24 protein-coding genes are annotated in these 24,425 nt (G+C 67.8%); 6 read left to right on the top strand and 18 right to left on the bottom strand.

What is annotated here, in order from left to right; all coding sequences use genetic code 11:
* Window positions 1-5: 5 nt before the first annotated feature.
* Both sctT and AACH06_RS03930 read left to right on the top strand, forming a co-directional pair.
* Window positions 6-788, top strand: coding sequence for a type III secretion system export apparatus subunit SctT (gene sctT, locus AACH06_RS03935; RefSeq protein ID WP_341424326.1), 783 nt, complete (start codon window positions 6-8; stop codon window positions 786-788).
* Window positions 785-1,870: an EscU/YscU/HrcU family type III secretion system export apparatus switch protein gene (locus tag AACH06_RS03930; protein WP_341424324.1), complete on the top strand. Its 1,086-nt coding sequence runs from the start codon at window positions 785-787 to the stop codon at window positions 1,868-1,870. The genes sctT and AACH06_RS03930 overlap by 4 nt, the downstream gene beginning before the upstream one ends.
* A 196-nt stretch (window positions 1,871-2,066) precedes the next feature.
* On the opposite strand, the gene AACH06_RS03925 is transcribed toward AACH06_RS03930, so the two are convergent.
* The 10 genes from AACH06_RS03925 to AACH06_RS03880 all read right to left on the bottom strand — a co-directional run bounded on the left by AACH06_RS03925 (window position 2,067) and on the right by AACH06_RS03880 (window position 7,987).
* On the bottom strand, window positions 2,067-2,285 hold the full coding sequence (locus AACH06_RS03925; protein WP_341424323.1) for a hypothetical protein: 219 nt from the start codon (window positions 2,283-2,285) through the stop codon (window positions 2,067-2,069).
* Window positions 2,239-2,475 carry a hypothetical protein gene (locus tag AACH06_RS03920; RefSeq protein WP_341424321.1) on the bottom strand — a complete coding sequence of 79 codons (237 nt, stop codon included), beginning with the start codon at window positions 2,473-2,475 and terminating at the stop codon, window positions 2,239-2,241. The genes AACH06_RS03925 and AACH06_RS03920 overlap by 47 nt, the downstream gene beginning before the upstream one ends.
* 72 nt (window positions 2,476-2,547) lie before the next feature.
* The gene (gene sctC, locus AACH06_RS03915; protein ID WP_341424320.1) at window positions 2,548-4,272 is read right to left on the bottom strand and encodes a type III secretion system outer membrane ring subunit SctC; all 1,725 of its coding nucleotides are present in this window, start codon (window positions 4,270-4,272) and stop codon (window positions 2,548-2,550) included.
* Window positions 4,250-4,654 carry a hypothetical protein gene (locus AACH06_RS03910; protein ID WP_341424319.1) on the bottom strand — a complete coding sequence of 135 codons (405 nt, stop codon included), beginning with the start codon at window positions 4,652-4,654 and terminating at the stop codon, window positions 4,250-4,252. The genes sctC and AACH06_RS03910 overlap by 23 nt, the downstream gene beginning before the upstream one ends.
* A gap of 20 nt (window positions 4,655-4,674) precedes the next feature.
* Window positions 4,675-4,905, bottom strand: coding sequence for a hypothetical protein (locus AACH06_RS03905; protein ID WP_341424317.1), 231 nt, complete (start codon window positions 4,903-4,905; stop codon window positions 4,675-4,677).
* A 197-nt stretch (window positions 4,906-5,102) separates the two neighbouring features.
* Window positions 5,103-5,717, bottom strand: a complete 615-nt coding sequence (locus tag AACH06_RS03900; RefSeq protein ID WP_341424316.1) for a hypothetical protein — start codon at window positions 5,715-5,717, stop codon at window positions 5,103-5,105.
* A complete protein-coding gene (locus AACH06_RS03895; RefSeq protein WP_341424315.1) occupies window positions 5,714-6,364 on the bottom strand; it encodes a hypothetical protein in 651 nt (216 codons plus the stop codon). The genes AACH06_RS03900 and AACH06_RS03895 overlap by 4 nt, the downstream gene beginning before the upstream one ends.
* Before the next feature lie 3 nt (window positions 6,365-6,367).
* Window positions 6,368-7,234, bottom strand: coding sequence for a type III secretion system inner membrane ring lipoprotein SctJ (gene sctJ, locus AACH06_RS03890; protein ID WP_341424314.1), 867 nt, complete (start codon window positions 7,232-7,234; stop codon window positions 6,368-6,370).
* Window positions 7,231-7,692 carry an EscI/YscI/HrpB family type III secretion system inner rod protein gene (locus AACH06_RS03885; protein ID WP_341424313.1) on the bottom strand — a complete coding sequence of 154 codons (462 nt, stop codon included), beginning with the start codon at window positions 7,690-7,692 and terminating at the stop codon, window positions 7,231-7,233. Before AACH06_RS03885 ends, sctJ begins: the two co-directional genes overlap by 4 nt.
* Window positions 7,693-7,783: 91 nt before the next feature.
* Window positions 7,784-7,987 carry a hypothetical protein gene (locus AACH06_RS03880; protein ID WP_341424312.1) on the bottom strand — a complete coding sequence of 68 codons (204 nt, stop codon included), beginning with the start codon at window positions 7,985-7,987 and terminating at the stop codon, window positions 7,784-7,786.
* A 233-nt stretch (window positions 7,988-8,220) separates the two neighbouring features.
* On the opposite strand from AACH06_RS03880, the gene AACH06_RS03875 reads away from it, so the two are divergent.
* Window positions 8,221-8,745: a hypothetical protein gene (locus tag AACH06_RS03875; protein ID WP_341424311.1), complete on the top strand. Its 525-nt coding sequence runs from the start codon at window positions 8,221-8,223 to the stop codon at window positions 8,743-8,745.
* A 51-nt stretch (window positions 8,746-8,796) separates the two neighbouring features.
* Here the strand turns inward: AACH06_RS03875 and AACH06_RS03870 are convergent, their stop codons facing one another.
* The 3 genes from AACH06_RS03870 to AACH06_RS03860 all read right to left on the bottom strand — a co-directional run bounded on the left by AACH06_RS03870 (window position 8,797) and on the right by AACH06_RS03860 (window position 14,744).
* The gene (locus AACH06_RS03870; protein ID WP_341424310.1) at window positions 8,797-11,169 is read right to left on the bottom strand and encodes a di-heme oxidoredictase family protein; all 2,373 of its coding nucleotides are present in this window, start codon (window positions 11,167-11,169) and stop codon (window positions 8,797-8,799) included.
* A 190-nt stretch (window positions 11,170-11,359) separates the two neighbouring features.
* The gene (locus tag AACH06_RS03865) at window positions 11,360-13,090 is read right to left on the bottom strand and encodes a hypothetical protein (RefSeq protein WP_341424309.1); all 1,731 of its coding nucleotides are present in this window, start codon (window positions 13,088-13,090) and stop codon (window positions 11,360-11,362) included.
* A 193-nt stretch (window positions 13,091-13,283) separates the two neighbouring features.
* Complete coding sequence (locus AACH06_RS03860; protein WP_341424308.1) at window positions 13,284-14,744, bottom strand: family 16 glycosylhydrolase; 1,461 nt, start codon at window positions 14,742-14,744, stop codon at window positions 13,284-13,286.
* A 405-nt stretch (window positions 14,745-15,149) separates the two neighbouring features.
* Between AACH06_RS03860 and AACH06_RS03855 the strand changes: the two genes are divergently transcribed.
* Complete coding sequence (locus AACH06_RS03855) at window positions 15,150-18,515, top strand: ATP-binding protein (RefSeq protein WP_341424307.1); 3,366 nt, start codon at window positions 15,150-15,152, stop codon at window positions 18,513-18,515.
* 218 nt (window positions 18,516-18,733) lie between these two features.
* Window positions 18,734-19,342 (top strand): RNA polymerase sigma factor, encoded by a 609-nt coding sequence (locus AACH06_RS03850; RefSeq protein WP_341424306.1) that lies wholly within the window; start codon window positions 18,734-18,736, stop codon window positions 19,340-19,342.
* A 14-nt stretch (window positions 19,343-19,356) separates the two neighbouring features.
* Here AACH06_RS03850 and AACH06_RS03845 read toward each other — a convergent pair whose 3' ends face one another.
* Together AACH06_RS03845 and AACH06_RS03840 are read right to left on the bottom strand one after the other, a co-directional pair.
* Complete coding sequence (locus tag AACH06_RS03845; RefSeq protein ID WP_341424305.1) at window positions 19,357-19,863, bottom strand: hypothetical protein; 507 nt, start codon at window positions 19,861-19,863, stop codon at window positions 19,357-19,359.
* Between the two features lie 149 nt (window positions 19,864-20,012).
* On the bottom strand, window positions 20,013-20,894 hold the full coding sequence (locus AACH06_RS03840) for a right-handed parallel beta-helix repeat-containing protein (RefSeq protein WP_341424304.1): 882 nt from the start codon (window positions 20,892-20,894) through the stop codon (window positions 20,013-20,015).
* A gap of 237 nt (window positions 20,895-21,131) precedes the next feature.
* Here AACH06_RS03840 and AACH06_RS03835 point away from each other — a divergent pair, with 237 nt between their 5' ends.
* Window positions 21,132-21,857: an alpha/beta fold hydrolase gene (locus AACH06_RS03835; RefSeq protein WP_341424303.1), complete on the top strand. Its 726-nt coding sequence runs from the start codon at window positions 21,132-21,134 to the stop codon at window positions 21,855-21,857.
* A gap of 139 nt (window positions 21,858-21,996) precedes the next feature.
* On the opposite strand, the gene AACH06_RS03830 is transcribed toward AACH06_RS03835, so the two are convergent.
* Genes AACH06_RS03830 through cobT form a run of 3 tightly spaced genes read right to left on the bottom strand, consistent with a single transcriptional unit; the run spans window position 21,997 to window position 24,425 of the window.
* The gene (locus AACH06_RS03830) at window positions 21,997-22,542 is read right to left on the bottom strand and encodes a histidine phosphatase family protein (protein WP_341424300.1); all 546 of its coding nucleotides are present in this window, start codon (window positions 22,540-22,542) and stop codon (window positions 21,997-21,999) included.
* Complete coding sequence (gene cobS / locus AACH06_RS03825; RefSeq protein WP_341424299.1) at window positions 22,539-23,369, bottom strand: adenosylcobinamide-GDP ribazoletransferase; 831 nt, start codon at window positions 23,367-23,369, stop codon at window positions 22,539-22,541. Before cobS ends, AACH06_RS03830 begins: the two co-directional genes overlap by 4 nt.
* A gap of 21 nt (window positions 23,370-23,390) precedes the next feature.
* On the bottom strand, window positions 23,391-24,425 hold the full coding sequence (gene cobT, locus AACH06_RS03820; protein WP_341424298.1) for a nicotinate-nucleotide--dimethylbenzimidazole phosphoribosyltransferase: 1,035 nt from the start codon (window positions 24,423-24,425) through the stop codon (window positions 23,391-23,393).

Below are 24,425 nucleotides of genomic sequence, written 5' to 3'. Positions count from 1 at the left end.
GGACCATGCTGGTTGAAGCCAAGACCTGGCTGCTCGCGCTGGCGATGATCACGCCGCGAGCCTTCGTCTGCCTGGCGATCCTGCCCGGCTTCGGCACCCGCACCCTGACCGGCTTCGCCAAGAACGCCGTCAGCATGTGCATCGCGCTGCCCGCGATCGTGCCAACCTACTACGCCATCGAGCAGACGCCGCCCGACCTGCTGTTGGGCGGCATGATTGCCCTGAAAGAGGCCGCCGTCGGTGCGGTGTTCGGCGTGCTGCTGGCCATCCCGCTGTGGGTTATCCAGTCGATGGGCACGATGTTCGACCAGCAGCGTACCCCCGTACAGGTGATGAACACCAACGCCTCGCAAGACCAGGACGCCAGCGCCACCGGTGCGCTGCTGCTGCAGGCCGCGATGCTGGTGATGATCGAGGCGGGCCTGTACATCAACTTCACCCGGGTGCTGCTGGAAAGCTACGCGGCCTGGCCGGTGATGGACCTGGGCCACACGCTGTTCGCCCATGGCATGCCGGAAGTGATGTCGCGCATCGGCCAGTTGATGTCGTACATCATTCTCTACGCCGCGCCCTTGCTGCTGCCCTTCGTGCTGATCGAGCTGTCGTTCGGCATGGTCGGCATCGCCGCGCCGAACCTGCAGGTCTCCCAGCTGGCAGCGCCCGTCAAGTGCGTGGTAGGCACGCTGGTGTTGCTGATGTACTGGGCCACCTTGTCGCACTACGTGGCCGAAGACTTCACACGCCAGCTCGGCCTGGTGCAGGCCCTCTACGGTCACCGAGGCCCATGAGCGAAAAGACCCACGACCCAACCCCCACGCGCCTGCGCGAGGCGCGCCAGAAGGGGCAGGTTCCCCTCAGCCGGGAACTCATCAAGTGCGCCATCGTGCTGCCCCTGATCGAGGCGGCATTCGCGATGGAGGAGAGCTGGCGCCACCACCTCGAGACCCTGTTCACGCTCTCGCTCACCTGGCCGGCAGGCCAGTTCCAGCTGGCCGCACTCAAGACAGCGCAATCTGCCGGCATGGCGCTGGCCTCGGTGCTGGCGGTGCTGGCCGCGGCGGTGCTGGTCGGCGCGGTGGCCGGATCGTGGGGCCAGATCGGGGTGCTGATCGCGCCCGAAACCTTGGTGCCCAACCTCGACAAGCTCAACCCGGTCACCGCGGCGAAGAACCTTTTTTCCAAGCGCAAGCTGCTGGAGGTGCTGACCGCGCTGGTGAAAGTGATCGCCATCGGCCTGCTGGCCGCCAGCGTGGTCAAGTCCGAGCTGCCCACCATCGTGTCGTTGGCCAGCGCCCAGCCGATGGAGCTGTACCGCGCCGGCATCTCGCTGCTGCACGGCCTGCTGCGCCTGCTGATGGGCGCCCTGCTGGTGGCGGCACTGATCGATGTGTTCATCCAGCGCAAGGCTCACATCAAGAGCCTGCGCATGAGCCTGGAAGAAATCATCCGCGAGCACAAGCAGAACGAGGGCGACCCCATGGTCAAGGGCATGCGCCGGCAGATCGCGATGGCACTGGCCATGTCGGATCCGGTGCAGGCGACGGGCGACGCCGACGCGGTGGTGGTCAACCCGACCCACTTCGCGGTGGCGCTGCAGTTCAACCCTGACACGATGAACCTGCCGCACCTGCTGGCCAAGGGGGTGGACGGCACGGCCCAGCGCATGATCGCCCGAGCACACGAACGCGGCATCCCGGTCATCCGCCATGTGTGGCTCGCCCGCACGCTCTACGCCACCACGAAGGAAGGCAAGCCCATCCCCCGCTCGGCGATGGACCCCACGGCGCTGATCTACGCGGTGGCGCAGAACCTGAAGCACACCGGCGGCTACGTCGAGCTGGACAACGCGGAGACGCCGCCCCGGGCTTAGGGACCACGGCAACGCTGACTTGCCCGGCGTCACGTTGAGGCCCTGTTCGAGCGACCGCCATGACGCGATGGCCGCGGTCGTCGTGTGAATTGAACCCGGTGGTCGGCAGCCGCACTGCGGCGCCTCCCCTGCGTTTCCGGCACCCAGCAAAAAAGGCCCGGCAGAAGCCGGGCCTTTGGCTTGGGCGCTGGTGCGCTCAGGGCGAATGGAAATCTCTGGTCAGGCTGCTGAGCAGTTGGGCGCGGTCCTCAGGGTTCTGGCTGTTCAACTGCTTTGCGGTCAGGCGCGCGCCGTCCAGGTGCGACGCCAAGCCACCTCCCAGCGTATTGGCAACGACACCCGTCGCGCACAACGCCGCATCCGCCGCTTCACCGGCTTGAAGTTTGGCCTTCGTGTCCTTGGCGAAGGTCTCCACCTCGCGTGAATGGGCATGAATGGGCCTGCATGTTCAGCATCTTGCCGCTCGAGACCTTGCGCAGGTTGGTCACCACGCTGTTGCGCGACGCCTCGGTCATGCCGAAGCCCGAATCCTGCAGCTGTTGGTTCACCAGCTTGACGGCACCACCGTAGTAGGCACCGTCGCGCGTCTGCGCCGCCTTCGACATCGCTCCTTTGTTTGAAAAAAAGCCGCGCCGAAGCCGGCGCGGCGGGGTGAAACCTCGGGCGCCCGGCGCCCCTCATTCGCCGCCGGGTTCGCTGCCCGGGTAGGCCCGTGAGCCCTGCGGGGCCGCGTCGGCCACGGCCTCGGCGGGCAGGATCGGTGTGGTCGAGACCAGCGGCAGTTCCTTCACCCGTCGGGCCCGCGCCTGGGCGGCGGCCGTGTTCACCACGCGCGGCGTGATGATGAACATGCGTTCGCGGGTGCGCTGCTCGGCGTTGTCGTTGCGGAACAGGCCACCGATCAGCGGGATGCGCCCCAGCCCGGTGACGCCGTTCGTCGAACTGGCCTTGGTGCGCACGTTGAAGCCGCCAACGATGAGCGATTGCTGGTCCTGCACCACCATTTGGGTGGCCACCGTGCTGCGCTCGACGGTGGGCGTGCCACTGACCGTGGTGCCATTGACGGCCGGTTCACTGACACTGCCGTCTTCGATGTCGATGAACAGGCGCACCTGAGGTTCGCCGCCTTCGCGCACGATGTTCGGCGTGACCTTCAGGAAGGTGCCTGCCGTCACCGGCTCGGCCGAGGCCACACGCTCGCCCACCAGGCGGATGTAGACCGTCCTGCTCAGGTCGATCACCGCGCCCAGGTTGTCCATCGTCATGACGGTGGGCTTGGCCACGATCGAGGCCTCGCCCTCACCTTCCAGCGCCCGCACCTTGGCCAGGAAGCGGCCGAGGTTGTTGATGGTGAGCGTTCCGGGCGACGCTAGCTTGGCGGCGTCCAGGTTGTTCATCTCCACCGTGCTGCGGCCCGAGCCGCTGCCGAAGGCCGAAGCCCAGTCGACCCCCAGCTCTTTGAGCCGGCTGCGTTCCACGTCGATGATGATGGCCTCGATCTCGACCATCGACTGCGGCACATCCAGCCGCTCGATCATCGAGCGGTACATCGCGTGACGCTTGGGCTGATCGCGCACGATGATGGTGTTGGTGCGCACGTCGCCTTCGATGATGGCCGGCGACTCCCGGCGGCCGCCTCCCGTGGTGGGCGCATTGCGCGGCACGTCACCGCCCGGCTTGGGCGAGCTGTTCCCGCTGGTGCGCAGGCGCGACGAGCTGCCGGCGCCACCGCCGTCGTTGAGGTTGTTGTTCTGTGACTGCGTGTCGCGCGCCAGGTTGCGCAGGATGCTCAGCACGCCGGGCACCGTCACCACCTTGTCGCGGTAGGTGAGCTGTCGGTCTTCGAGGAAGGCGTACTTGAGCCGGAACATCAGCGTCTCCGGGTCGCCCGTCTCGATCTCGCGGCCGATCGCCTGCTTGACCAGTTGCACGTAGTCACGCGGGCCGGAGACCAGCACGGCGCTTTCTTCCTGCAGCTCGCCCCAGCCGAACTTCGGCTCGTACAGGCCAAGCCCGAGCAGCGCCTGCTTCACATCAGACGCGGTCATCTCGCCGATGTCGATGCGCTGGCTGACACGGTCTTGCTGAGGCGAGATGTAGAGCTTGCCGTTGTAGAAGAACCAGGTGAATTGGTGCGCGAGCGCCAGGCGATCGAGAAAGTCTTCGGCCGAATTGCCCTCGAACTTGCCATCGAGCGGCAGATTGCCCGGCAGGGTGGAGGCCACCGTCGCGCCATAGGTCTTGGCGAAATCCTTCAGCACATCGCGCAGCGTGCTGCCGCGGGCCTTGTAGATGAACGGTGACGCCTCTTTCCAGCTGCTGGGGGGCGTCGCCTGAGCGATGCCGGTCAGCCCGATCGCCAGCAGGCAGGCAAGTGCGCTAGCGCGCGCGAAGAAGGCCATGTCGCACTCTCGATTCCTGAGACTGTGCCCAGCGGCCATCGCGGCCCGGGGCTGAAGGAACAGCCGTGGCCCAATCCCGGGCCATGGCCAGCAAGCGGCTTTCAATGTCGGCATCGGCCGACGGGGCGCCGGGCCCCTCGAGGCTGCCGGCCGCAGCACGCGGCAGCCAGGCGGTCACGTACAGGCCGCCTTGCGGCGCCAGCGCCAGCCCGAAGCTGCCGTGTCGGGCCGCGTCGTAGCTGTGGGCCAGCGCCCGCCGCAGCTGCAGGCCGTTGGGCGCGGCGGCCACCAGCGCGGCCATCCATCGTCCTTGCGGATGCTCGACGGTGACCACACGGTGGGCCGCCTGCTCGGCAGCCGTGGAGGGCAACGAAGCGCTCATGGGCAGCCCTGCAGCCGTGCTCATCGCGATTCGTTGATGACCTTCTGGGTCGTCTTGTGGTTCAGCTGGATGGTGGCTTCCATGCACTTCTGGACCACCAGCTTCTGCTGGGCGAGCGCCAGGAACTCGCCAGCGGCCGCTTCACCACGCGCAGCGCGATGAGCCCAGTCATCTTCCTGGGCGTTGAGGTTGTCCAGCTGGCGGTTGTGCTTGGCGTAAGCGCGTTGGGTGAGGTCGGCCGGGTTCGACATGGATCGCTCCTGAAAGAGGTGTGTGCCTCGTGGGTGGAGCGCAGCGGCCAAACAGTTCCATGGCGACGAGAGATCAGCGCGGAGACGGGGTCGGACGCCGCGACGGCCAGGGCCACGGCGGGCATGGTCCGCGAGATCTGCCGACGCTCAGGCCCCCAGGCGATCCTGGCTCGCCGGGGTCCACAGCGCAGACGCTCTCAGGTATCGAGCTGCTCGCGCAACCAGTCGCGCAGGGTGTTCTGCACGCCGGCCCAGGCCGCTTCGTGGTCGCACACCACGGTGGCCAGATCGGCCTCGAGCGCCACCGTGGCCGAGGCCAGCTCGGCGGCCCGCTCGACCGGTACACCGTCCAGCGTGCCCGGCGCCTCGGCGCTGGTCGCCGGCCACATCACGCGAAGCGGCGCGGCCGGCAGTTGTTCCATCGCCATCGAGACCGCCGCCCGAAGCCGGTCTTCCTGCGACAGGTCGACCCCCAGCCGTTGCAGCGCGGTGCGAGCCACCGCGATGGCGCAGGCATCGATGTGGCGCTGCATCTCGTCCCATTGCCGCTGGATGTCCGCCAACAGCGTCTCGGCCTGCTGGCGCGAGGTGTCGATGCGTTCCTGCCACTGCGCTTGGGCCTCCTCGCGCAGTCGGCGGGCCTGGGCGTTGGCCTCGCGCAGCAGCGCCCTCGACTGGTCATCGGCCGCGTCGATGAGCCGCCCCGCGGCGCGTTGGGCATCGACCCACAGCGACCACTCGTCGTGCCACAGCACCCCCTGGTCGAAGCTGATGTCAGGTGCCAGTGAAATCGTTCGTGCCGTGAAGCTCACGTCGCCTCCAGGGCCCAGGTGAAAGATTGCTGCCAGCCGCGGGCCGCGCGCCGGCGCGCCAGCGACGCCTGAGCGCCGGCCGGGGCGTCAGGCGCCACTGCCACGGCGGCCCACACCGGCTCGGGCAGGCCCCAATGCACGATCAGCCGCGGCCAGAGCCCCGGCGCGAGCGCATGGCAGTGCAGCCTCAGCTCGGCCAGGCCCCAATCGGCCAGGCTCAGATCGACCGTCTGCCGCTCGTCATCCGGCACCACCGTGAGCGGCTGCAGCGGCGACACCCCCGCCACCGACTGGGCCCAACGGCGAACCGGCATGGCCGGCAGGGCGTCGCGCCAAGGCCATCCCCGCCTCAGCCACGCATCAGCCCGCGCGATCTGGGTGGCCAGCACCAGCGCATAGTGCGCCGCCGCCAGGCGAACACGGTCCCACTCGTGGCGGGTGTTCACCAGCCAGGCGCTGTCGGAAGACGTCCAGGGCCGCGGCATCGGGCCCGGCCGTTCGCGCCCGGCCAGCGGCCGTCTGCGCTCGGCCAGCACGCTCATCGTCGTGCCATCTGGCGACGGGGCGGTGGTGTCGAACCACCACTGTGCCCACTCCAGCTCCTGGCGCGTCGGGAAGGGCGCCGCGTGATGTGCGAGGTCCGGCATGGATCAGGCCGAGGTTTTCAGTCGCCCGAACCGCGCCGCCAGCAGGCCCTGCACCGCCGGCAGACGCCGCGCCCACTGCCAGGCCACCAAGGCCGCCACCAGCACCAGCGCGATGATCGACCAGGTCATCAGGCGCAGGAAGTCCTTTGCGGAAGACATCTCCATCACAAAGGGGCCGACGCGGCGCCACTGCAGGCCCTGGTCCACCGCCTGGGCCGGCACCATCACAACAGACAGCTTGCTGCCCTCCGCGTCTTCCGACAAGCCTGGAATGCCGGTGCTCACCAAACGCTTGATGCGCGGCACGATGAGGTCTTCATCGAGCGGCGGCACGTACTTGATGAAGACCGATGCCGACGACGGCTTCACCGGTTCACCAGGTGCCACCCGCTCAGGCAGCACCACGTGCACGCGCGCCACCACCACGCGGTCGATCTGCGACAGCGTGTATTCGAGTTCTTGCGACAGGCCGTAGAGGTACCGGGCGCGCTCTTCAAGCGGCGACGAGATCATTCCGTCTTTCTTGAACACCTGGCCGAGGTGGGACAGGGCGCGGCGCGGCAGGCCTTGCGCTTGCATGAGTTCGGTCGCACGAGCGAGCTCGGACTCGTCGACCAGCACGCTCACGCCGTCCTTGTTCTTGACCTTCTCGGTCGTGATGCCGGCGCGGCGCAACAGCGTGATGATTTCGTTGGCGTCACCGTCGTTCAACCCGCTTTGCAGCGTCACTTCGTTGCTGCAGGCGGCCAACAGGGCCAACACACAAAAGAGAATCCATCGAAGCACGATCGACCCATGGAGTGTCCACCGCGTTGAGGCGGGCCAGGCAGGGCCCGGCCCGGCAGCGGCATAGTGAGCCGGCGCGCTCATTGCAATCGGGTCAGCTGGTCCAGGGAGCTGGCGGCCTTCGACACTGTCTTGGTCACCACCTGAACACGCTGTTGGTAATCACCCAACGCCACGAGTGCACGCATCAGCATTGCATCGTCACCACCGACAGTGGCCTTCTCGATCAAGGACGACACGTACTTGTGATCGGCCTTGAGACGATCCGACATCCCGCTCAGCCCGTTCAGCAGACGCTGACCGATGCCGGTGGGCCCATCGACGTTCGATGCAGGCTGCAACCCCGCAGGCAGGGCCGCTTGCACCGGATGACTCTGCAGGCGCTGCTGGGCGGCCTTCATGCTCTCCATGAAGACACGCGCTTCCTGGGCATTTGTCGTGGTCTGCACGACCCCGGCCGGGCTGGCCCCGGGCGTTGCGCCCACGGCCTGCCCCACCGGCGGCCGCATGGCGGCCGTGACCGACGAAATTTCCATCGCCATGCTGGATCACTCCACAGGTTCGGGGCCACGGCCGAAGACGGCGACAGACCACGCGCAGCCCGTCGACGTTTCGGCCAGCAGCCGCAGGGAATCAGCCAGCGATGTCGCCGGCCGCCTTGGCCAGCTGACCGATGTGCTTGAGCTGATCCATTTCGCGGTTGTCTTTCATCTGTTGCAGCTCTTGGCCCATTTGGGCAGCCATTTCGGCGTCCATGGCGGGCTTGAAGGCTTGCAGGATGCCGCTGGTGGCGCTACCGCCGAGCAGAGAGGTACCGAGGCTGGCAATTGCAGACATGTTTGACTCCTGTTGAAGGTGAGTGAATGGAAGGAAAGAAGGGTCACCGCGGGCTGCTGGTTCACAGTGGCCGATTGGCGTTCCCTGTCGATAGGTGGCGAGCGCTCGAAAAAGAGTTCGGCGTGTTCGATGCGACGAGATCGAAACGCGATGTGTCCGAGCGGGGCCACTGAACTCCTCAGGGCCTCGGGCTCACTCATTCAAGTCACACGTGTGAGCCAAGGAGCCATGCCATGAAGATCGTTGCCGGAGCGGACCTGGGCGTGATGTACGCCGAAGAACTGCGCGCCTACCCGCCGCAGGTCCTGAAGCAGATGAAGCTGCCCGAGATGACCTCAGGCGAGGCGATCTTCAAGCGCTGTTATGCAGGGTGCCCGTCGATCGGCTTCGAGGTCGATGGGCGCGCTGTCGGCGGCTGCCTGATGGAAGAAAACAAGATGCACCTGGCGGTGCACCCCGACTTTCATGGGGTGTGGACGCTGCAGATCGCAGAGGTCTTCGACTGGGTGTTCTCGCACAGCGACCCGGCCATCGGCCGCATCTATGCGGGCAATCGCCCGGCGCTGCGCCTGGCGCACCACATCGGCGGCGAGGTGCTGGGCCGCGAGCACTGCCCCGCCACGGGGCTTGATTTCATGCACATCGAGTTCACGTCCGAACGCATGGTGTGGCGGCGATCGAGCCGCCACCGCGATCGTCGTGCCCGGCGCGCCCTGACACCCCGCACGGCAGGCCTGGAGATCTCGGCCGCCGTGTGAATCGGCAGGCGGCGCGATGCCGCCTGCCCCTGGCGCATGGCTGCGGCCGGTTCAGCGCGAGTTGACGAACTGGATCAGGTCGGCGCGCTCCTTGGCCGACATCGCCTTGAAGCGGTCACGGCTGGCCGCGCCTTGGCCGCCGTGCCAGAGGATGGCCTCTTCCACCGTGCGAGCACGGCCGTCGTGCAGATAGCGCACGTTCGGGTTGATGCTGGCCAGCAGGCCCAGGCCCCACAGCGGCGCGGTGCGCCATTCCTTGCCACTGGCTTCGCCCTGAGGGAACTGGTCCGCGAGGTCAGGGCCCATGTCGTGCAGCAGCAGATCGGTGTAGGGGCGAATGGTCTGCTTGCGCAGCTCCGCGAGGCCATGGGCCTTGCCGGTGGTCAACGACGCCACATGGCAGGCGTTGCAGCGCGCGCTGTCGAACAACCGGCCGCCCTTCAACACACGGGCCTGCAGGGCCTGCTCGTCAGCGATCTGCTTGTCCGTCACCTCGCGTGGCTGCTCGGTGATGGCGGTGCCCGAGATGCCCAGCGGTTGCTCGCCGTCGAAGTGGCGCTGCGGTGGCACCCCCAGCAAGCTCAGGTACTTCGTGAGCAGCGTCAGATCGCTGTTCGCCACCTCGGGGCCATGCGAGTCGGCGGCACGACAGTCGGTACCGCTGACAGCCAGGCCGCACAGGTGGCGGGGCAGCATCGCCGTCGTGACCCCCATGTCGGCATTCAGCGCCTCGGCCGTCTGCTGCTCCACGGTGGCTGACGTGGCCTTCCAGCCGAAACGCCCCACCCGCTTGATCGTCGGATCGATCTTGTCGGGCACGATCTGCAAGCGGCCCACCGCCCCGTCCTTGTCGTTGACGCTGGCATCGGCCAAGGCCTGCAAGGTCGATTCGGGCACGGCCTCCAACAGCCCCATGCCGATCAGGTGCGGCGCGGCGCGCACCGACATGCGCTCGGGCAACGGCAGGGTCTGACCGGTCAGGCTCGTCAAGACGTATTGCGGCGTCTTCAGGCTGTAGGTGGTGCCGTCTGGGTACCTGCCCTCGGTCGACTTGTAGCCACTGATTTTCAGCACGGCCTGTCGACCGTCGACGGTGTTGCCATTGGAGACCACCAGGCCCTGCGCCAGGTGGCCGCCGAAGCGCGCATCGGGCACCGGCTTGCCCTTGGGATCGAGGTCGGCCGTGAGAACCCCCATGTTGGACAGCGGTGCGTCCGTCAGCGGGCTGCTCTTGCCGTTGCCAGCGTGGCACGCAATGCACGCCGCCTGCTGGAACTTCGGACCCGCCTTGCCGGCCTGCGCCAGGTTCGGGTTGTTGCGGGCCTCGGAGTGGCTGCCATCGATGAACGAGGTGTGGAACAGCCGCCGCCCTTCGACAAAGGGCTGGATGTTGACGCCGGCGATGTTCGTTGCAGCCTGCATCAGGTTGAACTGCGGCTGGAAGGACGTGTCTTCATGCAGCGTGGTGTCACCGCCCGCGCGCGCCTCGTTGGGCAGCAGCTTCGAATCCCACGGGATGGCGGTGTCGCAGCAAGGCCCTCGGTACCAGGCCCGAGCGCCGGGCGAGCCGACGCGGTAGACGATCGGCTCGGCGTAGTAGTTGAAACGTCCGAGCGCATCACCCTGCGGGCCAGCCAGGAACAGGCCGAGTTCGAACTCCAGCAGGTCGCCCTCGCGGTAGTTGCGGCGCTGTGCGGCGTTGTAGGTCAGCTGCTTGACCAGCACGAACTCGCCGGGAGCGGGCGGCACGTTGAGGTTGATGTTGTCGTCGTTGCTGGCGGGGTCAGACGGCAGCGTGTTGTAGTTGGCGACCGGTGTCTTCAGCTCTTGTCCTGGCATCAGGCTGAAGGCCGGCAGGCGCTTCATGCCGCCGTTGTCGCCGTAGAGCGCCACGGAGACAGGCAAGAATGGGTCGTTGTCATTGCGCCCGATGTAGCCGGCGCGGAAGTTCGTGCCATACAGCCACCACTGCGGACGGACCACCACGGTCACGATGCGCTCGGACGCGTTGGTGGGCGACACGTTGTCGTAGATCGTCATGTCGTGCGTGCGGCGCACGAAGTAGTTGGGCGAGAAGAGGTCGTAGCTGTCCTCGTTCGGGCCCCAGATTTCCCGCGCGTGGCGGTTGCGAACGCGGCCTCCCACCTGCGTCACCAGCGTGCCATCGGGCAGCGTGTAGGTGGTGGCGGGCTCGGGGTGGCTCCACTTGAGCGGCTTGTAGCCGCTGCCCTGCGCCGACAGGGCGGTGGCCCGGGCAGGCGATGGGGTGGCCACTTCGGCGGTAGGCTGAACGGTCGCCGCGGCCGGTGGCAACGGCGCGTCACCCGCGCCGCCACCGCAGGCTTGAAGCAGCGCGACAGCCAACGGGCTGACGATGCGCGCCATCGTGAGGCGTGGCGCCAGTCGAGACCAGGACACAGACATGCAAGGCTCCTTCTGAGGCACCCGCGAACGGAGGCGGCCGCAAACCTGCAACCGTCGTTCGGCGAGGCCCGTGATGGGTTCGCGGCGCCAACATCCAGCGCCAGCAAAAAAGTGGGCGACGGGATCTGTCGCCCACAAGGGGTCAGCCAACGGTGGTCAACCGACCCCACTTCTGGTGGGTTGCGCCCCTTCAGGGATAGGTGGCCACGGTGGACGGCACGGTGTTCGTGCCCTGTGCCGGTGCGCCGGTCTGGTTGACGACGTGGTCGATCACGCCCACACCACCCAGCGACACCGTCGACAGGCTGTGCAGCCGCACGCCCGACACGTCAGGCACCTCGAAGCCGCGATCGGCATGGATGCTGGGGTTGACGTTGAAGTAGCAGTAGCTGCCCAGGCCCCACGCCTCGTGGCTCGTCACCTTGTCGTTCACCTTGTACGCGGCATAGCCCTTCGCGCCGGTGCGCCACGCGTCCTGCGTCGGCGGGTCGTACGGCATTTCGTTCTGGAAGAAGTAGGTGCGCCCACCGTTGCCGTTCCAGCGCACCTGGTACTTCTGGTAGTGCTCGACGAACAAGCCGTAGGCCGTCACGTTCTTGCCATTGACCACCACGCCCGTGGCCGCGGTGTTGACGTCCCAGCCGATGCCGGTGCCGTGGTCGGCGCGCCAGGCCCACACGTGGTCGACCAACACGTTGTTGCTGTTGATCTCCAGGCTCGTCACCGCCTTGCCCACGGCAGCGCCGCCAATGCGGAAGAACACATCCTGGATGGAGCTGGGGTTGTCGGCATGCGCCGTGTCGGCTTTCTTCGGGCCCATCTGCAGCAGCAGCTTCGACTTGACCGGGCCCGCGTCGAACAGCAGGCTGGCGATCTTCACGCCGTCCACGTCGGCGACCTTCATCGCCGTCACGCCGTTGTCCGGGATCAGTGTGGCGTAGCCCAGGCCCATCACGATGGTGTTGGCCTTCTTCACCTGCAGCGTCTGATCCAGGTGATAGACGCCCGGGGTGAACAGCAGGTGCTTGCCGTTGCCCAGCTGCGAGTTCAGCTCGGCGGCGGTGACGCCCGGCTTGGCGACGTAGAACTTCGTCAGCGGGATGGACTGGCCCGGGGTCTGCCCGTTGAACCACGTGGTGCCCGACGAGTTGGTGCGCAGCGACGGCACGAACACTTCGTACTCACCGGCGCTGTTGAGGTAGAGGTAGGGCTTCTCGCGGGTGACCGGGCTCTTGTCGATCGTCGTGTAGACCGGGTTCGGGAAGCTGTTGGCCGGCGCGCCGATCACGCCGGTGAACACCATGTTCCACACGCCGTTGAGCCAACCGCCGATCTGGCTGTCACGGGTGAACCACTGCTGCTGCGAGTAGGGCTGCACCTGCGCATCGATCTTCGAGTCGGCGATGTAGCCGCCGCTGGCCCAGCCGTAGTTGGTGGGCGCGAGGTTCAGGTTGCCCTTCACCCACACGCGGCGCATCGGTGCCGCTTGGGCCACCGCCCAGCGTGTGCCGCCGTTGATCGGCGTGACACTGACGTTCTCGACCGAGCGCCAGAAGTTCTGCGTGGCGTTGCCACCGAACCAGCCGGCGTCGACCGTCACGGCGTCGATGGCCACATCGCCCGGATGCTGGCCCAGGCCCATCACCGAGGTGTAGAAGCCGACGTTCGCATTGACCAGGTAGTGTCCGGGCTTGAACATCAGCGCGTAGCGCTGCGGCCCGAACTGGTTGGTCTCCTGCTGGGCGAAGATCTGGTCCAGCTTGGCCTGCACGGTGGCCGCGCTCATCGTGGGGTCGAACACGATCACGTTCGGCCCGAGATCGGCCGCTGAATAGGCCGAAGCCGACAAGGCCCACAGGGCCGCGGCCCATAGCCATGCTTGCCCGGGCCGACGAATTGTCTCCAATTCACTTTTGTACATGTGTCATCCTGATGTGGAAGGGAATCACCCTGTCTGCGCAGAGACGGGCTCGATGTGTCCGTTGATGCCCGAAAGCCGGCCGAAACGAAGCGGCGCTGGGTCAGTCTTTTTGTAGGGTTGGACTCTGGAGGGGTGCCGTACCGTGAAGGGCCAGCGAAGGCAGCCGGCCCTTCAGGCGACACCCGGGGGCGACTCAGGGCAGGCGCTGGAACACGCGCACCCAGTCCACCTGCATGGTGTGGGGGAAGTTGTTTTCGGCCAGTGTGGCCAGACCATCGCCCGTCTTGGTGCCGGTGAAGTTCGCCGGGTTGTTGCGATAGGCGGCCGGATAACTGCCGTCGTAGGCCAGGTTCATGATGATGTAGTTGGGCTTGTTGTAGACCCACACCCCCCGTGCCTCGACCTCGTCACGCTTGATCTCCCGGTACAGCTTGTTGTCGACGAAGAACTGGAACTTCTTGTCCGACCAGATCACCTGGTAGGTGTGCCAATCGGTCGAGCTGAAGGTCAGGTTGTCGCCGATGGCGATGCCGCTGGGCGTGTCGACCTTGTTGAAGGCGCCGCCGATCGGGCCACCGCCGCTGTAGCCCGGGCCGTGCAGCGCCGAGCTGTGCCACCACGAATAGCCGATGTTCTCGACGATGTCGATCTCGCCAGCGTTGGGCCACTGGTAATAGGGATCATCGACATTGAAGCCGAGCAGCCAGAACGCGCCCCACACGCCCACCGGGCCGTCTTTCGCCCCGGGCGTCGGCGATGCCGGCGTCTGCATCCGGATGCGCGCCTCGACCTTGCCGTAGGTGAACTCGAACTTGCCTGCCGTGGTGATGCGGCCCGAGGTGTAGTTGTGCCCGAGATGGTTCTTGCGCAGCGTGATGTTCAGCAGCCCGTCCTTCATGTAGACGTTGTCGAGGCTGTCGGTGTAGTACTCGCGCTCGCCGTTGCCCCAACCGCAGATACCGCGGTCGCAGCCATCGCCGATCACATAGTTCCATTTCTTCAGGTCCAGCCGCTCCGGGGTGCCGGCACTCTGGAACTCATCGGCCCAGACCTTGTCCCAGTCGCCCTTGCCGGGCTTGGGATCCTTGATCGCCTTCGGGTTGTCTGCCCCGCCGGTGCCGAACACCCGCACCTCGAGGGCCGACACACCGTACTGACCGCCGTTGAAATCCGACCACCCGCGCTCGAGCGAGTTGACCCGGATGTAGCGGTAGGTCTGCGTCAGGTTGAGCAGCACGACGTCGTTGTATTCCGCCGGAGGGGGATTCGGCGTCACCCCGTCTTTGACGAAGGGGTTGGTCTGCGTCGTGCCGACCTTGATCCACTTCTTGTTGTCGTTCGAGACCTCGATGTCGTACTTGCTGGACCATGCGCGCTCCCAGTCGATCTCGATCTTTTCGATGGTCGCAGGCGCCCCCAGGTCCACCATCAGCCACGCCCTGGGGGTCACGCCGCTGGCCCAGCGGGTGCCCGCCGCGCCATCGATGACGTTGGCCGCCAGACGCTGGCTGCTTTCCGTCGTCGAGGCATAGGCCCGCTTGTTCGTCGAAATGAGCGGAGCAGCCTGCGCCGACGTGGCTGCGCCCGCCAATGCAAACAGCAGGGTGGTCAGGCCGGCACCGAAGGTCGGCACCGATGAAGAAGAGAAATACATCCAAAACCTTCTTTCTTGAAAACTACGCACCTGTGGGGCCTACCGCTGGGCTTTCTTGCTTAAAGCCCTGCGCCGAGCCGGGCCGAAACCACGTTGAAACTCCTTGCCCCTGGCACCTCGGTCGAACTGCACCGTCGGGTCCAAGTCAACAGAGCGCACATGAGTGGTGAACCACTGTCAAAGAGTTCGACGGGTGTGTAACCAATGGCATACCGCGGCATGCCTCAAGCGCTGCGCGGCGCGCCGCTCTGACTCGACGCGCGATTGGCAACGTTGTCATCGCCCATCTGCTGGTGAATTCGTTCAGTGGTCTCCTCGCGGCATTGCCCGCGTGACCATCGTTCGGAATTACAGTTTGCGAACAGTCCTCACGTCCGGGGGTGAGCAGAGCTGCAAGGAGTACGCATGAACGAAAACCGGGGCGCGGATCGTGTCGTGCACGTCGAATTGCTCGGCCCCCCGCGTTGGCGCATCGGTGAGGCCCACGGGCCGCTCGAGCGCAAATGGGCCGCCGCCCTGCTGTTGGCGGCCACCCAAACCGGTGGGAGTCGGGAGCGCGTGGCCCAGTGGCTGTGGCCCGATTCCGGCGAGGCCGCACGCAGCAACCTCAGGGTCTTGCTGCATCGCATGAAGGCGGCGGCAGGCGGCGTGAACCTGTTGTCTGACACGGGCGGTTGGAGTCTGGCCGAACAGGTCGAGGCCGACATATCCGCCCTGCAGTTGGAGGGCGAACACCCACGCGTTGACGATGCCGTCGCCGTGCTGACCAAGCCGCTGCTGTTCGGTTGCGACTACGACGATCTGCCCAAGCTGCAGTCGCTGGTTCGTGATTGCTCGGCGGATCTGCTCCGACGCGCGATCCGGGTGGCGCTGCACCAGGCCGAGTCGGCGCTCCGGTCGGGCCAGCCCGCGGAGCTGGTCCAGGCCCGGGGCCTGTTGCAGCGCGTGCTGCACGAAGAGCCTCTGGACGAGCCCACCCACCGCCTACTGATGCGGGTGCTCGTGGCCCAAGGCGAGCGCAGTGCGGCCCTGGCCATCTACGAGCGCCTGCGCCTCGCGCTGGAGAAGGACCTCGGCACCAGCCCTGACCGGCAGACGCGGCAGCTGCACATCGAGATCCTGCAAGAGAACGCCTCCCCTGCTCTCACTGCGCCCGGCCCTGCGGGCGCCCGGTTGCGCACCGAGCGCCTGATCGGCCGAGGGGGTCTGATCGAACAGCTCGCCAAGGCAGCTCGAGGGGGCCGACACCTGTGGCTGCAAGGCGAGGCCGGCATCGGCAAGACGCGGGTGCTCGAAGGTCTGCTGTCGACCGTTCACGGCATTCACGTGGCCTGCCGAATGAACGACGACAGCCGGCCGTACGCCGTGCTCAAGCGCCTGCTCGCGCCCTTCTCGGCCTCCATCTCGAACGACCTCGATCCCAGCATGTCGTCCCTGCTGCAGCCGCTGGACAGCAGCTCGGTCGACATCCACGACGTGCTCGAGGCCGTGACGCAGCTGCTGTGGCGCCTGAAGCGCGATGGCGTGTGGGTGGTGGCCATCGAAGACGTGCACAACATCGACGACGCTTCGGCGCGAGTGTTGATCGATCTGTGCGAATGGCTGGACACCGAAGAAAACGGACACGACCTGCCGGCCCTGCTGCTGATCGCCCGCCGTCAGCACGACAACCCCGCCTGCACGCGGTTGAACCAGGCAACGATGTCGCTGCAGGGCTTCGACGTCGTCGACATCGCCCCGCTGGACGAAGCCGCCACAACCGATCTGGCGCTCGAATTGGCACGCCAGCCGCCATTTCGATGGCTGGCTGAGCCGCGCCTCGCCGCCGAGCTGCACCGCATGGGCGGCGGCAACCCGTTCTTCATGCTGGAGATCGTGCGTGCGGCCCAGGAGGCTGAAACGCCGGAGCTGCAGCAGGTCCGGGTGCGGCGCGTCGAAGAGCTGCTGGGCCAGCGCCTGCGTCGGGCCAGCGCGCCGGCGCAAGAGCTGTGCGGCCTGCTGGCAGTGGCCCAACACGATTTCGACCCCGGCATGCCGGGCCCACTGCTGATGCAGGATCCGCCCCAGCTGCTGGCCAGCTGGCGCGAGCTGATGCAACTGGGTCTGTTGGGCGACACCGGCTTCTCACACGACCTGGCGCGCGAAGCGGCCCGGGCCCAGTTGGTGCCGCCTCAGGCCCAGCTGTTCCACCTGAAGGTGGCCGAGTTCCTGGAGCGCCAGCAGGCGGCATCCGAGCGCATCGCCTTTCACTACCTGAACAGCCACCTGCCGCAGCGTGCCACCGAACACGTCCTGCGCGCGATGCGCAAGCTCACACGCGATGGCCTGCTCGACGCCGCCTTGTCTCTGGGGCAGCGCGCGTCGGAACGCATCGCCCACATCGGCGAGAGCGACGAAGGCTTCGAGTTGCTGTGGCGGTTGCACGCGGCGCGCGTGGCGCACCATGTGCACGACGCCTCCCGCCTCGTGGCCGATCTGCAGACGCTGACGCTGCACCAGCGCACGTCCGAACAGGCGCTGATCACCGCGGTGATGCGGCTGCGCACCGACAACCGTTCCGAATCGTGGCCCGAGCTGCAGCTCAGCGTCCGCCAACTGCTGGACGAGCCCCCGCTGTGGCCCTGGTGGCACGCGCTGGCGGTGGCCTACGGCCAGCGTGCCCACCACAGCGACAGGCCCCCTGCCGATCTTCGCGCTTTGGCTTTGCGGGTGGCGACGGACATCCGTGATCGCGAAGATGGCTACAGCGCCGCCGCCCGAGAAACGGGGATGCACCGGGACTGCAGCCACCTGCTCTGGGAATTGGGCGAGGTGGAGCCCGCGCACCAGATCAGCCAGGGGTGGCTGGCCAGCCTGGGGCCGCGGCCTTCGCTGCTGGAGCGCGACCAAGCCCTCACCACCGTGGGCTGGATGCTGGCAGGCGCCGGGCGCTACGTCGAATCGCTGCAGGTACAGAAAGAGCGCCTGGCCTATGCGTCCCGACGCGGGCAATCCCGCAGCCGCGAGCGCACACTCGCCACCTTGATGTCATTTCGGCAGACGCAGCTGGGTCTGGTCGCCGACGCCCTGGCCACCCTGGAGCGCTACGCCAGCGACCCGCAGGACCGGTTCAGCGTGCAGCCAGGGCTGGAGTACATCCCCATGCAGTTGCTGCATGCGCTCGGCGACGAAACCGGTTCGGCCCGATGGCGTGAACGCATTCTTCACCGCGGCGACACCTCCGTACCCACCGAGTTGCAGGGCTTTTGCCTGATGTCGGTGGCCTGGCGCGACCGTGCGGGCGGCGTGGTGGACCTGGCACTGCTGCGCCCATACCTGAAAGACTTCGCGCCGGAATACGAACGGATCGTCACCTTCCTGGCGTGCGACAGCCTTCGGCCCGACGAGGCCTGGCGGCTGGCGCAGGCCCGCGAACAGGAAACGCTGGCGCGTGGCGAGCTGGGCGAAGCCAGTGGCGCACGCACCGAAATGGCCCGCACCCTGTGCCGCCTCGACCGCTGGGCCGAAGCTCGCCTGCTCATCGATCAGGTGCTGGCCTGGTCGCCCCGGCACCTGGCGGCCAATGTCACGGCCGCCGATCAGGCCCGTCGGCTTTGGCAGGCCATGTGCCAGTGCCAACACGCCGCGCGCAGCGACTACCGGCAACAGTGGGCCCGTTGGCGTGACGAGCAGGCGAAGCAGTTGCCGATGGCCTGGCGCGAGCGATTCGTGCGCCGCCATGGCTGGGTCGACGATCAGTCAGACTCGGCGATCACCGCTCTTACCGCCTGAAACCACGCGAGCCGCGTGCCCGGCGGCACCGACCGTGAAACGCTTTGGAAACGGTCCCAATCCAGGTACCGTTACGGCCGTACACCGTTCGACGCGGCAGCCCAGCGCTCCGGCCGACGCGTGAAACGCCCTGGCAACGCCACCCCCTCTAGCATCGCGCCGCTTTCGCTGCCCGGGGGTCGCTGCCCGGGCCGGAACACACGACTGGAAGGACGCCCATGCAGACCCCCGGCCCATTGCCCTGCCCGTTACCCGGCCACTCGCCTTGCCCATCGCCCCGCGCCATACCGAGCGACGCGCAGGCCGGCATCGACATCGACCAACTCTTCAGGGCCCATCGATGGCACGTGCAGGCCTTCGTCTCGCGCTATGTCGGCGATGCGGCCGATGCGGAAGACGTGACCCAGGTCACCTTCATGGAGGCCGCGCGCTGCGCCAGCCAGTTCACCGGCCTGTCCAAACCCTCGACATGGCTGTTCGGCATCGCCTTGAACATGGCGCGCAACCATGTTCGCCAGCGCCGGAATGCGCTGGATACCGAGGAGTTGGACTTTCACGCCGAAATACTGGGGGCTGACCATGCCGACCCGGCGACGCAGTTCGAACGGCGCGATCGGCTCGACAAGGCGCTGGCCATGGTGTCTCGCATGAGCAGCGAGCTGCAGTACACCTTCCACGCGGTGTTGGACAGCGGGCAGACCTACGAGGGGGCTGCCCAGGCCCTGGGCATTCCGGTCGGCACGGTGCGGTCTCGCCTGTCGCGCATTCGGGATCACCTGCGCTGCCTGGATGCGCATTCCGCCGGCCGCCCGATGCGGGCCCAGTGAGCCGCCTCAGCCGCTCAGCCCTGAGGTGGCCGCGCGGCCGCCCCCGTGGGCGGCGCCGTCGATGCAGACGACGCGGGCTGTGAAGGTGCGGACGGCGGCGGCGCCGCCTTGGCGGACGCGGCCTTCGACACCGCATGCCCGGTGAGCTGAATCGCCGCCGACGCGAGCTTGGCCGCGGGGTGCGGGATGAGGCCGATCACCTTGGCGATGCCCCGCGAGACGGCGGCCCCCTTGGCGACCTGCTTGGAGGCGCCGCCCACCACCTGGGCGGCCTTCGCCGCCGGGGCAGGGGGCGCCGCCCGGCGGGGAGCCGGCGCCGCCTGCGCGCCGGAGCGGGAAGGGCCCTCACTCCCGCTTGCCGGACGTCGGGCCAATGAGGCCAGCGCGTCTGGTGCGGCCGGGGTCTTTGGCGTCACCGCCGCAGCCGCACGGCCGACCTGGCCGCTGATGGCCTTCGACACCTGATCCGAGACCACGTCGGCCGCCACCGACGCACCCATCTGCGCGACTTTGCTCCACATGACGATCCAGCCTCCATCCCACGCCCACCAGGGGCCGCAGTCGAAGCCGAGGCATCGATCGCGGCGCGATGAACTGAAATCTACGGGCTGGTCATGCAGCCTTCAGGCCGCGGGCCGCAGCGATGTCGCCGAATGCGAAAGCCGCGGGGTCAGATCGGATCGCCCGTCTTGTCCCACACGTTGCCCGAGACTTGCCATGCGCCGGTGGTGGCGATCGGGCCGTATCCCGCGTCGCCAAACCGGTTCTTCACGATCTTGTTGCGGCTGCCCTGCCCCGCATCGACATGCACGATCCAGCCGCCGCCGTAGAACCAGTTGCCTTTGATCGTCCAGTCCGAGTTCGACGCCCACTCCGTGCCCACCTGCACCGCACTGTTGGGATCACCGCCATGGCCCTGGCCGTGGTCGCGGATGTCGATGAAGTTGCGCCGCAGGGTGACACGCCCGCCGCCGGTGCTCTGCACCCCGTCGGCGTGGTCGTCCGGGCCAAGCCACAGGTCATGGATCCAAGAGTCTTCGATCACCACATCCGAATCAGCCTTCAAGCCATCGGCCGTGCCATGGATGTTCACGCGGCGAGCGGTGTAGTTCGTGAAGCCGATGCCCGAGGTGGCAATGCCGCGTGACGGGGATCCATCGATCTCGGAATCTTCGATCAGCAGATCGCCCCCCGGCAGCACCTCGACCGGATAGTACGAATCGCAGCGAATGCGAGAGCGTCGGATCACCACGCCCGGCGCCTTCACCGCCACGCAGCCTTCCAGATCGATCGCGTCGATCACCTGCCCGGCCTGGGTCAAGGTGAGGATGCCCTTGCGGGGCGTCAGCACGGTGCCCGCTGGAACGCCGGTGTTCTTCGGGCCCGGCCGGGTCGCCTCGGCCTGCTCGTCCGCGGGCATCGACGCCGACATCGGCGTTGCGCGCTGCGTGGCGTGGTCATCCGGCCCTTCTGAACCGCCGCCACAGGCGCTCAAGCACAGCGCCCCACCCAGCGCGATGGCGCCACCCCATGATCCGGTGATGTGATTCATACGACAAGGCCGCAGCGGCCGCTAGATGAGCAGATGATCCACGCGGGCCCGGCCCGGGCCCACAACCGGGCGCCTCCATCTGGCGCCTGCAACAAAATTCTAGGGACGGGGTGGCGCCGACCTGCCCACGAGAATTCGTACGCTCCACGCGGCCTCCCATCCTCACACCATGCTCGATCTGCCCTTGTTCGTCGTGCTGTCTTCATTCGTCGCCGCCATGACGGGAGGGCAGCTGCCATGACCACAGCGCCCTCGCCCATCGCCCTGGTCTTGCTGCCGGGCATGGACGGTACGGGCGACCTGTTCGAGCCCTTTCTGGCGGCCTGGGGCCCTGCGACCCCCGTGCAGGTGCTGCGCTACCCGCTGGACCGCGCAGCAGGCTATGACGAATTGATCGCCTTCGCGCGAGAGGCCCTGCCCACTCAGCATGACTTCGTGCTGGTGGGCGAATCGTTCTCAGGCCCGATCGCCATGGCGCTGGCGGCCGAAGCGCCGCCGCACCTGGCGGGCCTGGTGTTGTGCTGCACCTTTTCGCGCTGGCCGCTGCCTTGGTTTCGCGGCTTCGCGCCGCTGCTGCGATGGTGGCCCTGGAAGCCACCGCTGTCGGCGCTGGCGTGGTGCCTGCTGGGTGATCGGCGCGCGCCCGCCTGGCGAGCAAGGTTGTCCCAGGCCATGGCCAAGGTGTCGATCCAGGCCTTGCGAGCCCGCGCCCTGGGCGTGCTGACGGTCGACCAGACCGCCGCGCTTGCACGCGTGCCAGTGCCGGTGCTGTACTTGCGCGCCCTGCACGACCGCGTGGTGCCACGCTCGGCCTGGCGCCATGTGGCCCACACACGGCCCGACGCCCAGTGCATCGAACTGCCGGGGCCGCACTTCCTGCTGCAGGTCGAACCGCTGCGCGCCGCCCAGGCGATACGCGCGTTCGTCGACAGGCTGCCTCGGCGCCGCGAAGCCCGAAGCTGAGGGGCACCCCAGCTGGACGCGGTCGCCGGAGCCTCTGGCCTCGGCTCGGTGCCGGCTCTGCGGTCTGCGCTCCAGGCGATCACCGGCGGCCCGCCGACACAACACCGGCGGCAGTTTGCGCCGCCGGCTCGCTGAGGCATCACACCAAGGGCCAGGCCATCCGGCTACCGTAAGCCGGCGCAGCGGGCCATTGGCTGGCGGTAGGCCGTTCGCCGGGGCGCTGCTGCATCCATGCCCGGGCCAGCATCCAGCCGCCATGGGTGACGACGCAATACGCGCCGCTGGCCCGCCATGCGGCAGCGCGGTGCAACAGGTGATCCAGGGTCTCACCGCCGCCCGGGGCGTGGTGGGCGAAGTTGGCGCACCAGGCATCGACCGCGTCGCGAGACACCGAGGCCCAGGGCTGGCCGTCCCACTCGCCAAAATCCAGCTCGATCAGATCGGCGTCGATGCGGTGTTCCCACCCCCAGCGCCGCAGCCAGCGCCCCACGGCCGCGCAACGCTGCAGCGGCGAGGTGGCCACCACCCTGGGCAGCCGCTCGCGACGGGCCTGTTGGCGGATGCGGTGCGCGAGCCGCTTGGCGCGGCGCCGGTCCACCGGCAGGTCGGTGCGAGCCCCCACGCACAGGCCGCCAGCGCCCTCGGGCCGCGGATGGCGCCAGGCGTGGAGCAGCGCCTGGCTCATCCGAGGGCCCAGCCGTGCCAGCCGTACCAGCCAGGAGGCACGACGGCGGCGAAAGCCAGCAACACCGCGATCTCGCTGAGCTGTTCGGTGGCACCCAAGGCATCGCCGGTGTAGCCGCCGAGTCGCTTCGCGAGCCAGCGTCGCATGACCCACACCACCAGCAGGCAGGCGAGCAGCGCACCGGCCAGCCGGCCCGCGGGCCAGGCCAGGCCGGCCCCCGCCGCAGCGGCCACGGCCCAACCGATGGCCCAGGTCAGCTCCGCCGGGCCCACCGATTGAGCGAGCGGCTTCGCCTTGGCGTGCTCGACATCGCCAGCGTAGGGCAGCCACGCCATCGTCAGCACGGCCGCCAGCCGGCCCCAGCAGGCCGACAGCACCAAGGCGGCGGCAGCCGCCCACAGGCTCTGCGACACCAGCAGCGCCCACAGGACCGCCCGCCCGCCCAGGCCCAGCACCATCGCCGCCGCACCGTAGCTGCCGATGCGCGAGTCCTTCATGATCGCCAGCGCCTTCTCGCGCGGCACGGCGCCGCCCAGCGCATCGATCGTGTCGGCCAGCCCGTCTTCGTGGAAGGCACCGGTCAACCACAACGAGGCGGCCAGCGCGATGATGGCCGCCACCGACGCCGGCCAGAGCCACGCGGCGCCGCACAGCAGCAGGGCCGACCAGGCACCCACCAGCGCGCCGACCAACGGAAAGTGGCGGGCCGATTGATTGAGCCACTCGGGCTGATACCCCACCCAGGCGGGCGTGGGCACCCGCGTCAGGAACTGCAGGGCGATGAAGAACAGCCGCAGTTCATGGCGCCAGGGCGACGAAGGCTTCACTTCAAAATCAGGCACAGCTTCTCAGCTGGCGTCGCTGACACCCGCACTCTCGAAGCTGGCCATCTCGGCCAACAGGCGGCAGGCCGCATCGATGATCGGCCAGGCCAGCGCCGCGCCCGAGCCTTCACCCAGGCGCAGCCCCAGGTCAAGCAGCGGTTGCACACCCAACCGGGCCAGCCAGCGCGCATGGCCGCTCTCGGCAGAGGCGTGGGCGAACACGCAGCGCTGCAACACCGGGGGCGCCACCGCCGCGGCCACGGCCACGGCGGCGGTGGTGATGAACCCGTCAACCACGATGAGCCGCCGCTGCGCGGCCGCCTGCAGCACGGCACCGGTCATCGTGGCGATCTCCAGCCCGCCCAGCGAGGCCAGCACGTCGAGCGGCGCCACCGCCGCCTCGTTGGCCTGCAGGGCGCGCTGCAGCACCGCCAGTTTGCGCGCCACGCCGGCATCGTCCAGCCCGGTGCCCCGGCCCACGCAGTCGGCCAGTGGCACGCCGGCCAGGCGGCACATCAGCAGGCTGGCAGCCGAGGTGTTGCCGATGCCCATTTCGCCCAGCAGCAGCACGTTGCCCGGCAGATCGCGCAGCACCGCGGCCCCCTGGGCCATCGCCTGTTCGCATTGCGCCGCGCTCATCGCGGGGCCCTGGCTGGCGTCGGCACTGCCGGCCGCCACCTTGGCGTTGATCAGGCCCTCGCGCGGCGCGAAGTCGTGCCGCACACCGCAATCGACCACCGTCAGCGCCAGGTGGTTCTGGCGCGCCAGCACCGACACGGCAGCACCACCGGCGAGGAAGTTCTCGACCATCTGCCAGGTCACATCGCTGGGGTAGGCGGACACGCCCTGGGCGGCGATGCCATGGTCGGCGGCAAACACCACCAGCTGCGGTGCATGCAGCTGCGGGTCTTCGCGGCCCTGCACCAGGGCCAGTTGCAGCGCGAGGCTTTCGAGGCGGCCCAGCGAGCCCAGGGGCTTGGTCTTGCGGTCCAGGCGGTGTTGCACACGGCGCACCAGCGCGGTGTCGTGCAGATCGGCGATATCGAGATGGAAGGTCAT

The organism is Ideonella lacteola (genome assembly GCF_038066555.1).
Classification (GTDB): Bacteria; Pseudomonadota; Gammaproteobacteria; order Burkholderiales; family Burkholderiaceae_C; genus Ideonella; species Ideonella lacteola.
The sequence above is the reverse complement of the archived record's forward strand: the minus strand, read 5'-3'. Positions and strand labels throughout refer to the sequence as shown.

Excerpts from the sequence above, each read along its gene's own strand:
- AACH06_RS03875 (WP_341424311.1), top strand. The coding sequence starts at position 8,221 with ATGAAGATCGTTGCCGGAGCGGACCTGGGCGTGATGTACGCCGAAGAA.
- AACH06_RS03845 (WP_341424305.1), bottom strand. The coding sequence starts at position 19,863 with ATGTGGAGCAAAGTCGCGCAGATGGGTGCGTCGGTGGCGGCCGACGTG.
- AACH06_RS03835 (WP_341424303.1), top strand. The coding sequence starts at position 21,132 with ATGACCACAGCGCCCTCGCCCATCGCCCTGGTCTTGCTGCCGGGCATG.
- sctC (WP_341424320.1), bottom strand. The coding sequence starts at position 4,272 with ATGGCCTTCTTCGCGCGCGCTAGCGCACTTGCCTGCCTGCTGGCGATC.
- AACH06_RS03850 (WP_341424306.1), top strand. The coding sequence starts at position 18,734 with ATGCAGACCCCCGGCCCATTGCCCTGCCCGTTACCCGGCCACTCGCCT.
- cobT (WP_341424298.1), bottom strand. The coding sequence starts at position 24,425 with ATGACCTTCCATCTCGATATCGCCGATCTGCACGACACCGCGCTGGTG.
- AACH06_RS03830 (WP_341424300.1), bottom strand. The coding sequence starts at position 22,542 with ATGAGCCAGGCGCTGCTCCACGCCTGGCGCCATCCGCGGCCCGAGGGC.
- AACH06_RS03870 (WP_341424310.1), bottom strand. The coding sequence starts at position 11,169 with ATGTCTGTGTCCTGGTCTCGACTGGCGCCACGCCTCACGATGGCGCGC.
- sctJ (WP_341424314.1), bottom strand. The coding sequence starts at position 7,234 with ATGAGCGCGCCGGCTCACTATGCCGCTGCCGGGCCGGGCCCTGCCTGG.
- AACH06_RS03840 (WP_341424304.1), bottom strand. The coding sequence starts at position 20,894 with ATGAATCACATCACCGGATCATGGGGTGGCGCCATCGCGCTGGGTGGG.
- AACH06_RS03930 (WP_341424324.1), top strand. The coding sequence starts at position 785 with ATGAGCGAAAAGACCCACGACCCAACCCCCACGCGCCTGCGCGAGGCG.
- AACH06_RS03855 (WP_341424307.1), top strand. The coding sequence starts at position 15,150 with ATGAACGAAAACCGGGGCGCGGATCGTGTCGTGCACGTCGAATTGCTC.
- AACH06_RS03885 (WP_341424313.1), bottom strand. The coding sequence starts at position 7,692 with ATGGCGATGGAAATTTCGTCGGTCACGGCCGCCATGCGGCCGCCGGTG.
- AACH06_RS03910 (WP_341424319.1), bottom strand. The coding sequence starts at position 4,654 with ATGAGCGCTTCGTTGCCCTCCACGGCTGCCGAGCAGGCGGCCCACCGT.
- AACH06_RS03895 (WP_341424315.1), bottom strand. The coding sequence starts at position 6,364 with ATGCCGGACCTCGCACATCACGCGGCGCCCTTCCCGACGCGCCAGGAG.
- sctT (WP_341424326.1), top strand. The coding sequence starts at position 6 with ATGCTGGTTGAAGCCAAGACCTGGCTGCTCGCGCTGGCGATGATCACG.
- AACH06_RS03920 (WP_341424321.1), bottom strand. The coding sequence starts at position 2,475 with ATGTCGAAGGCGGCGCAGACGCGCGACGGTGCCTACTACGGTGGTGCC.
- AACH06_RS03865 (WP_341424309.1), bottom strand. The coding sequence starts at position 13,090 with ATGTACAAAAGTGAATTGGAGACAATTCGTCGGCCCGGGCAAGCATGG.
- AACH06_RS03860 (WP_341424308.1), bottom strand. The coding sequence starts at position 14,744 with ATGTATTTCTCTTCTTCATCGGTGCCGACCTTCGGTGCCGGCCTGACC.
- AACH06_RS03905 (WP_341424317.1), bottom strand. The coding sequence starts at position 4,905 with ATGTCGAACCCGGCCGACCTCACCCAACGCGCTTACGCCAAGCACAAC.
- AACH06_RS03880 (WP_341424312.1), bottom strand. The coding sequence starts at position 7,987 with ATGTCTGCAATTGCCAGCCTCGGTACCTCTCTGCTCGGCGGTAGCGCC.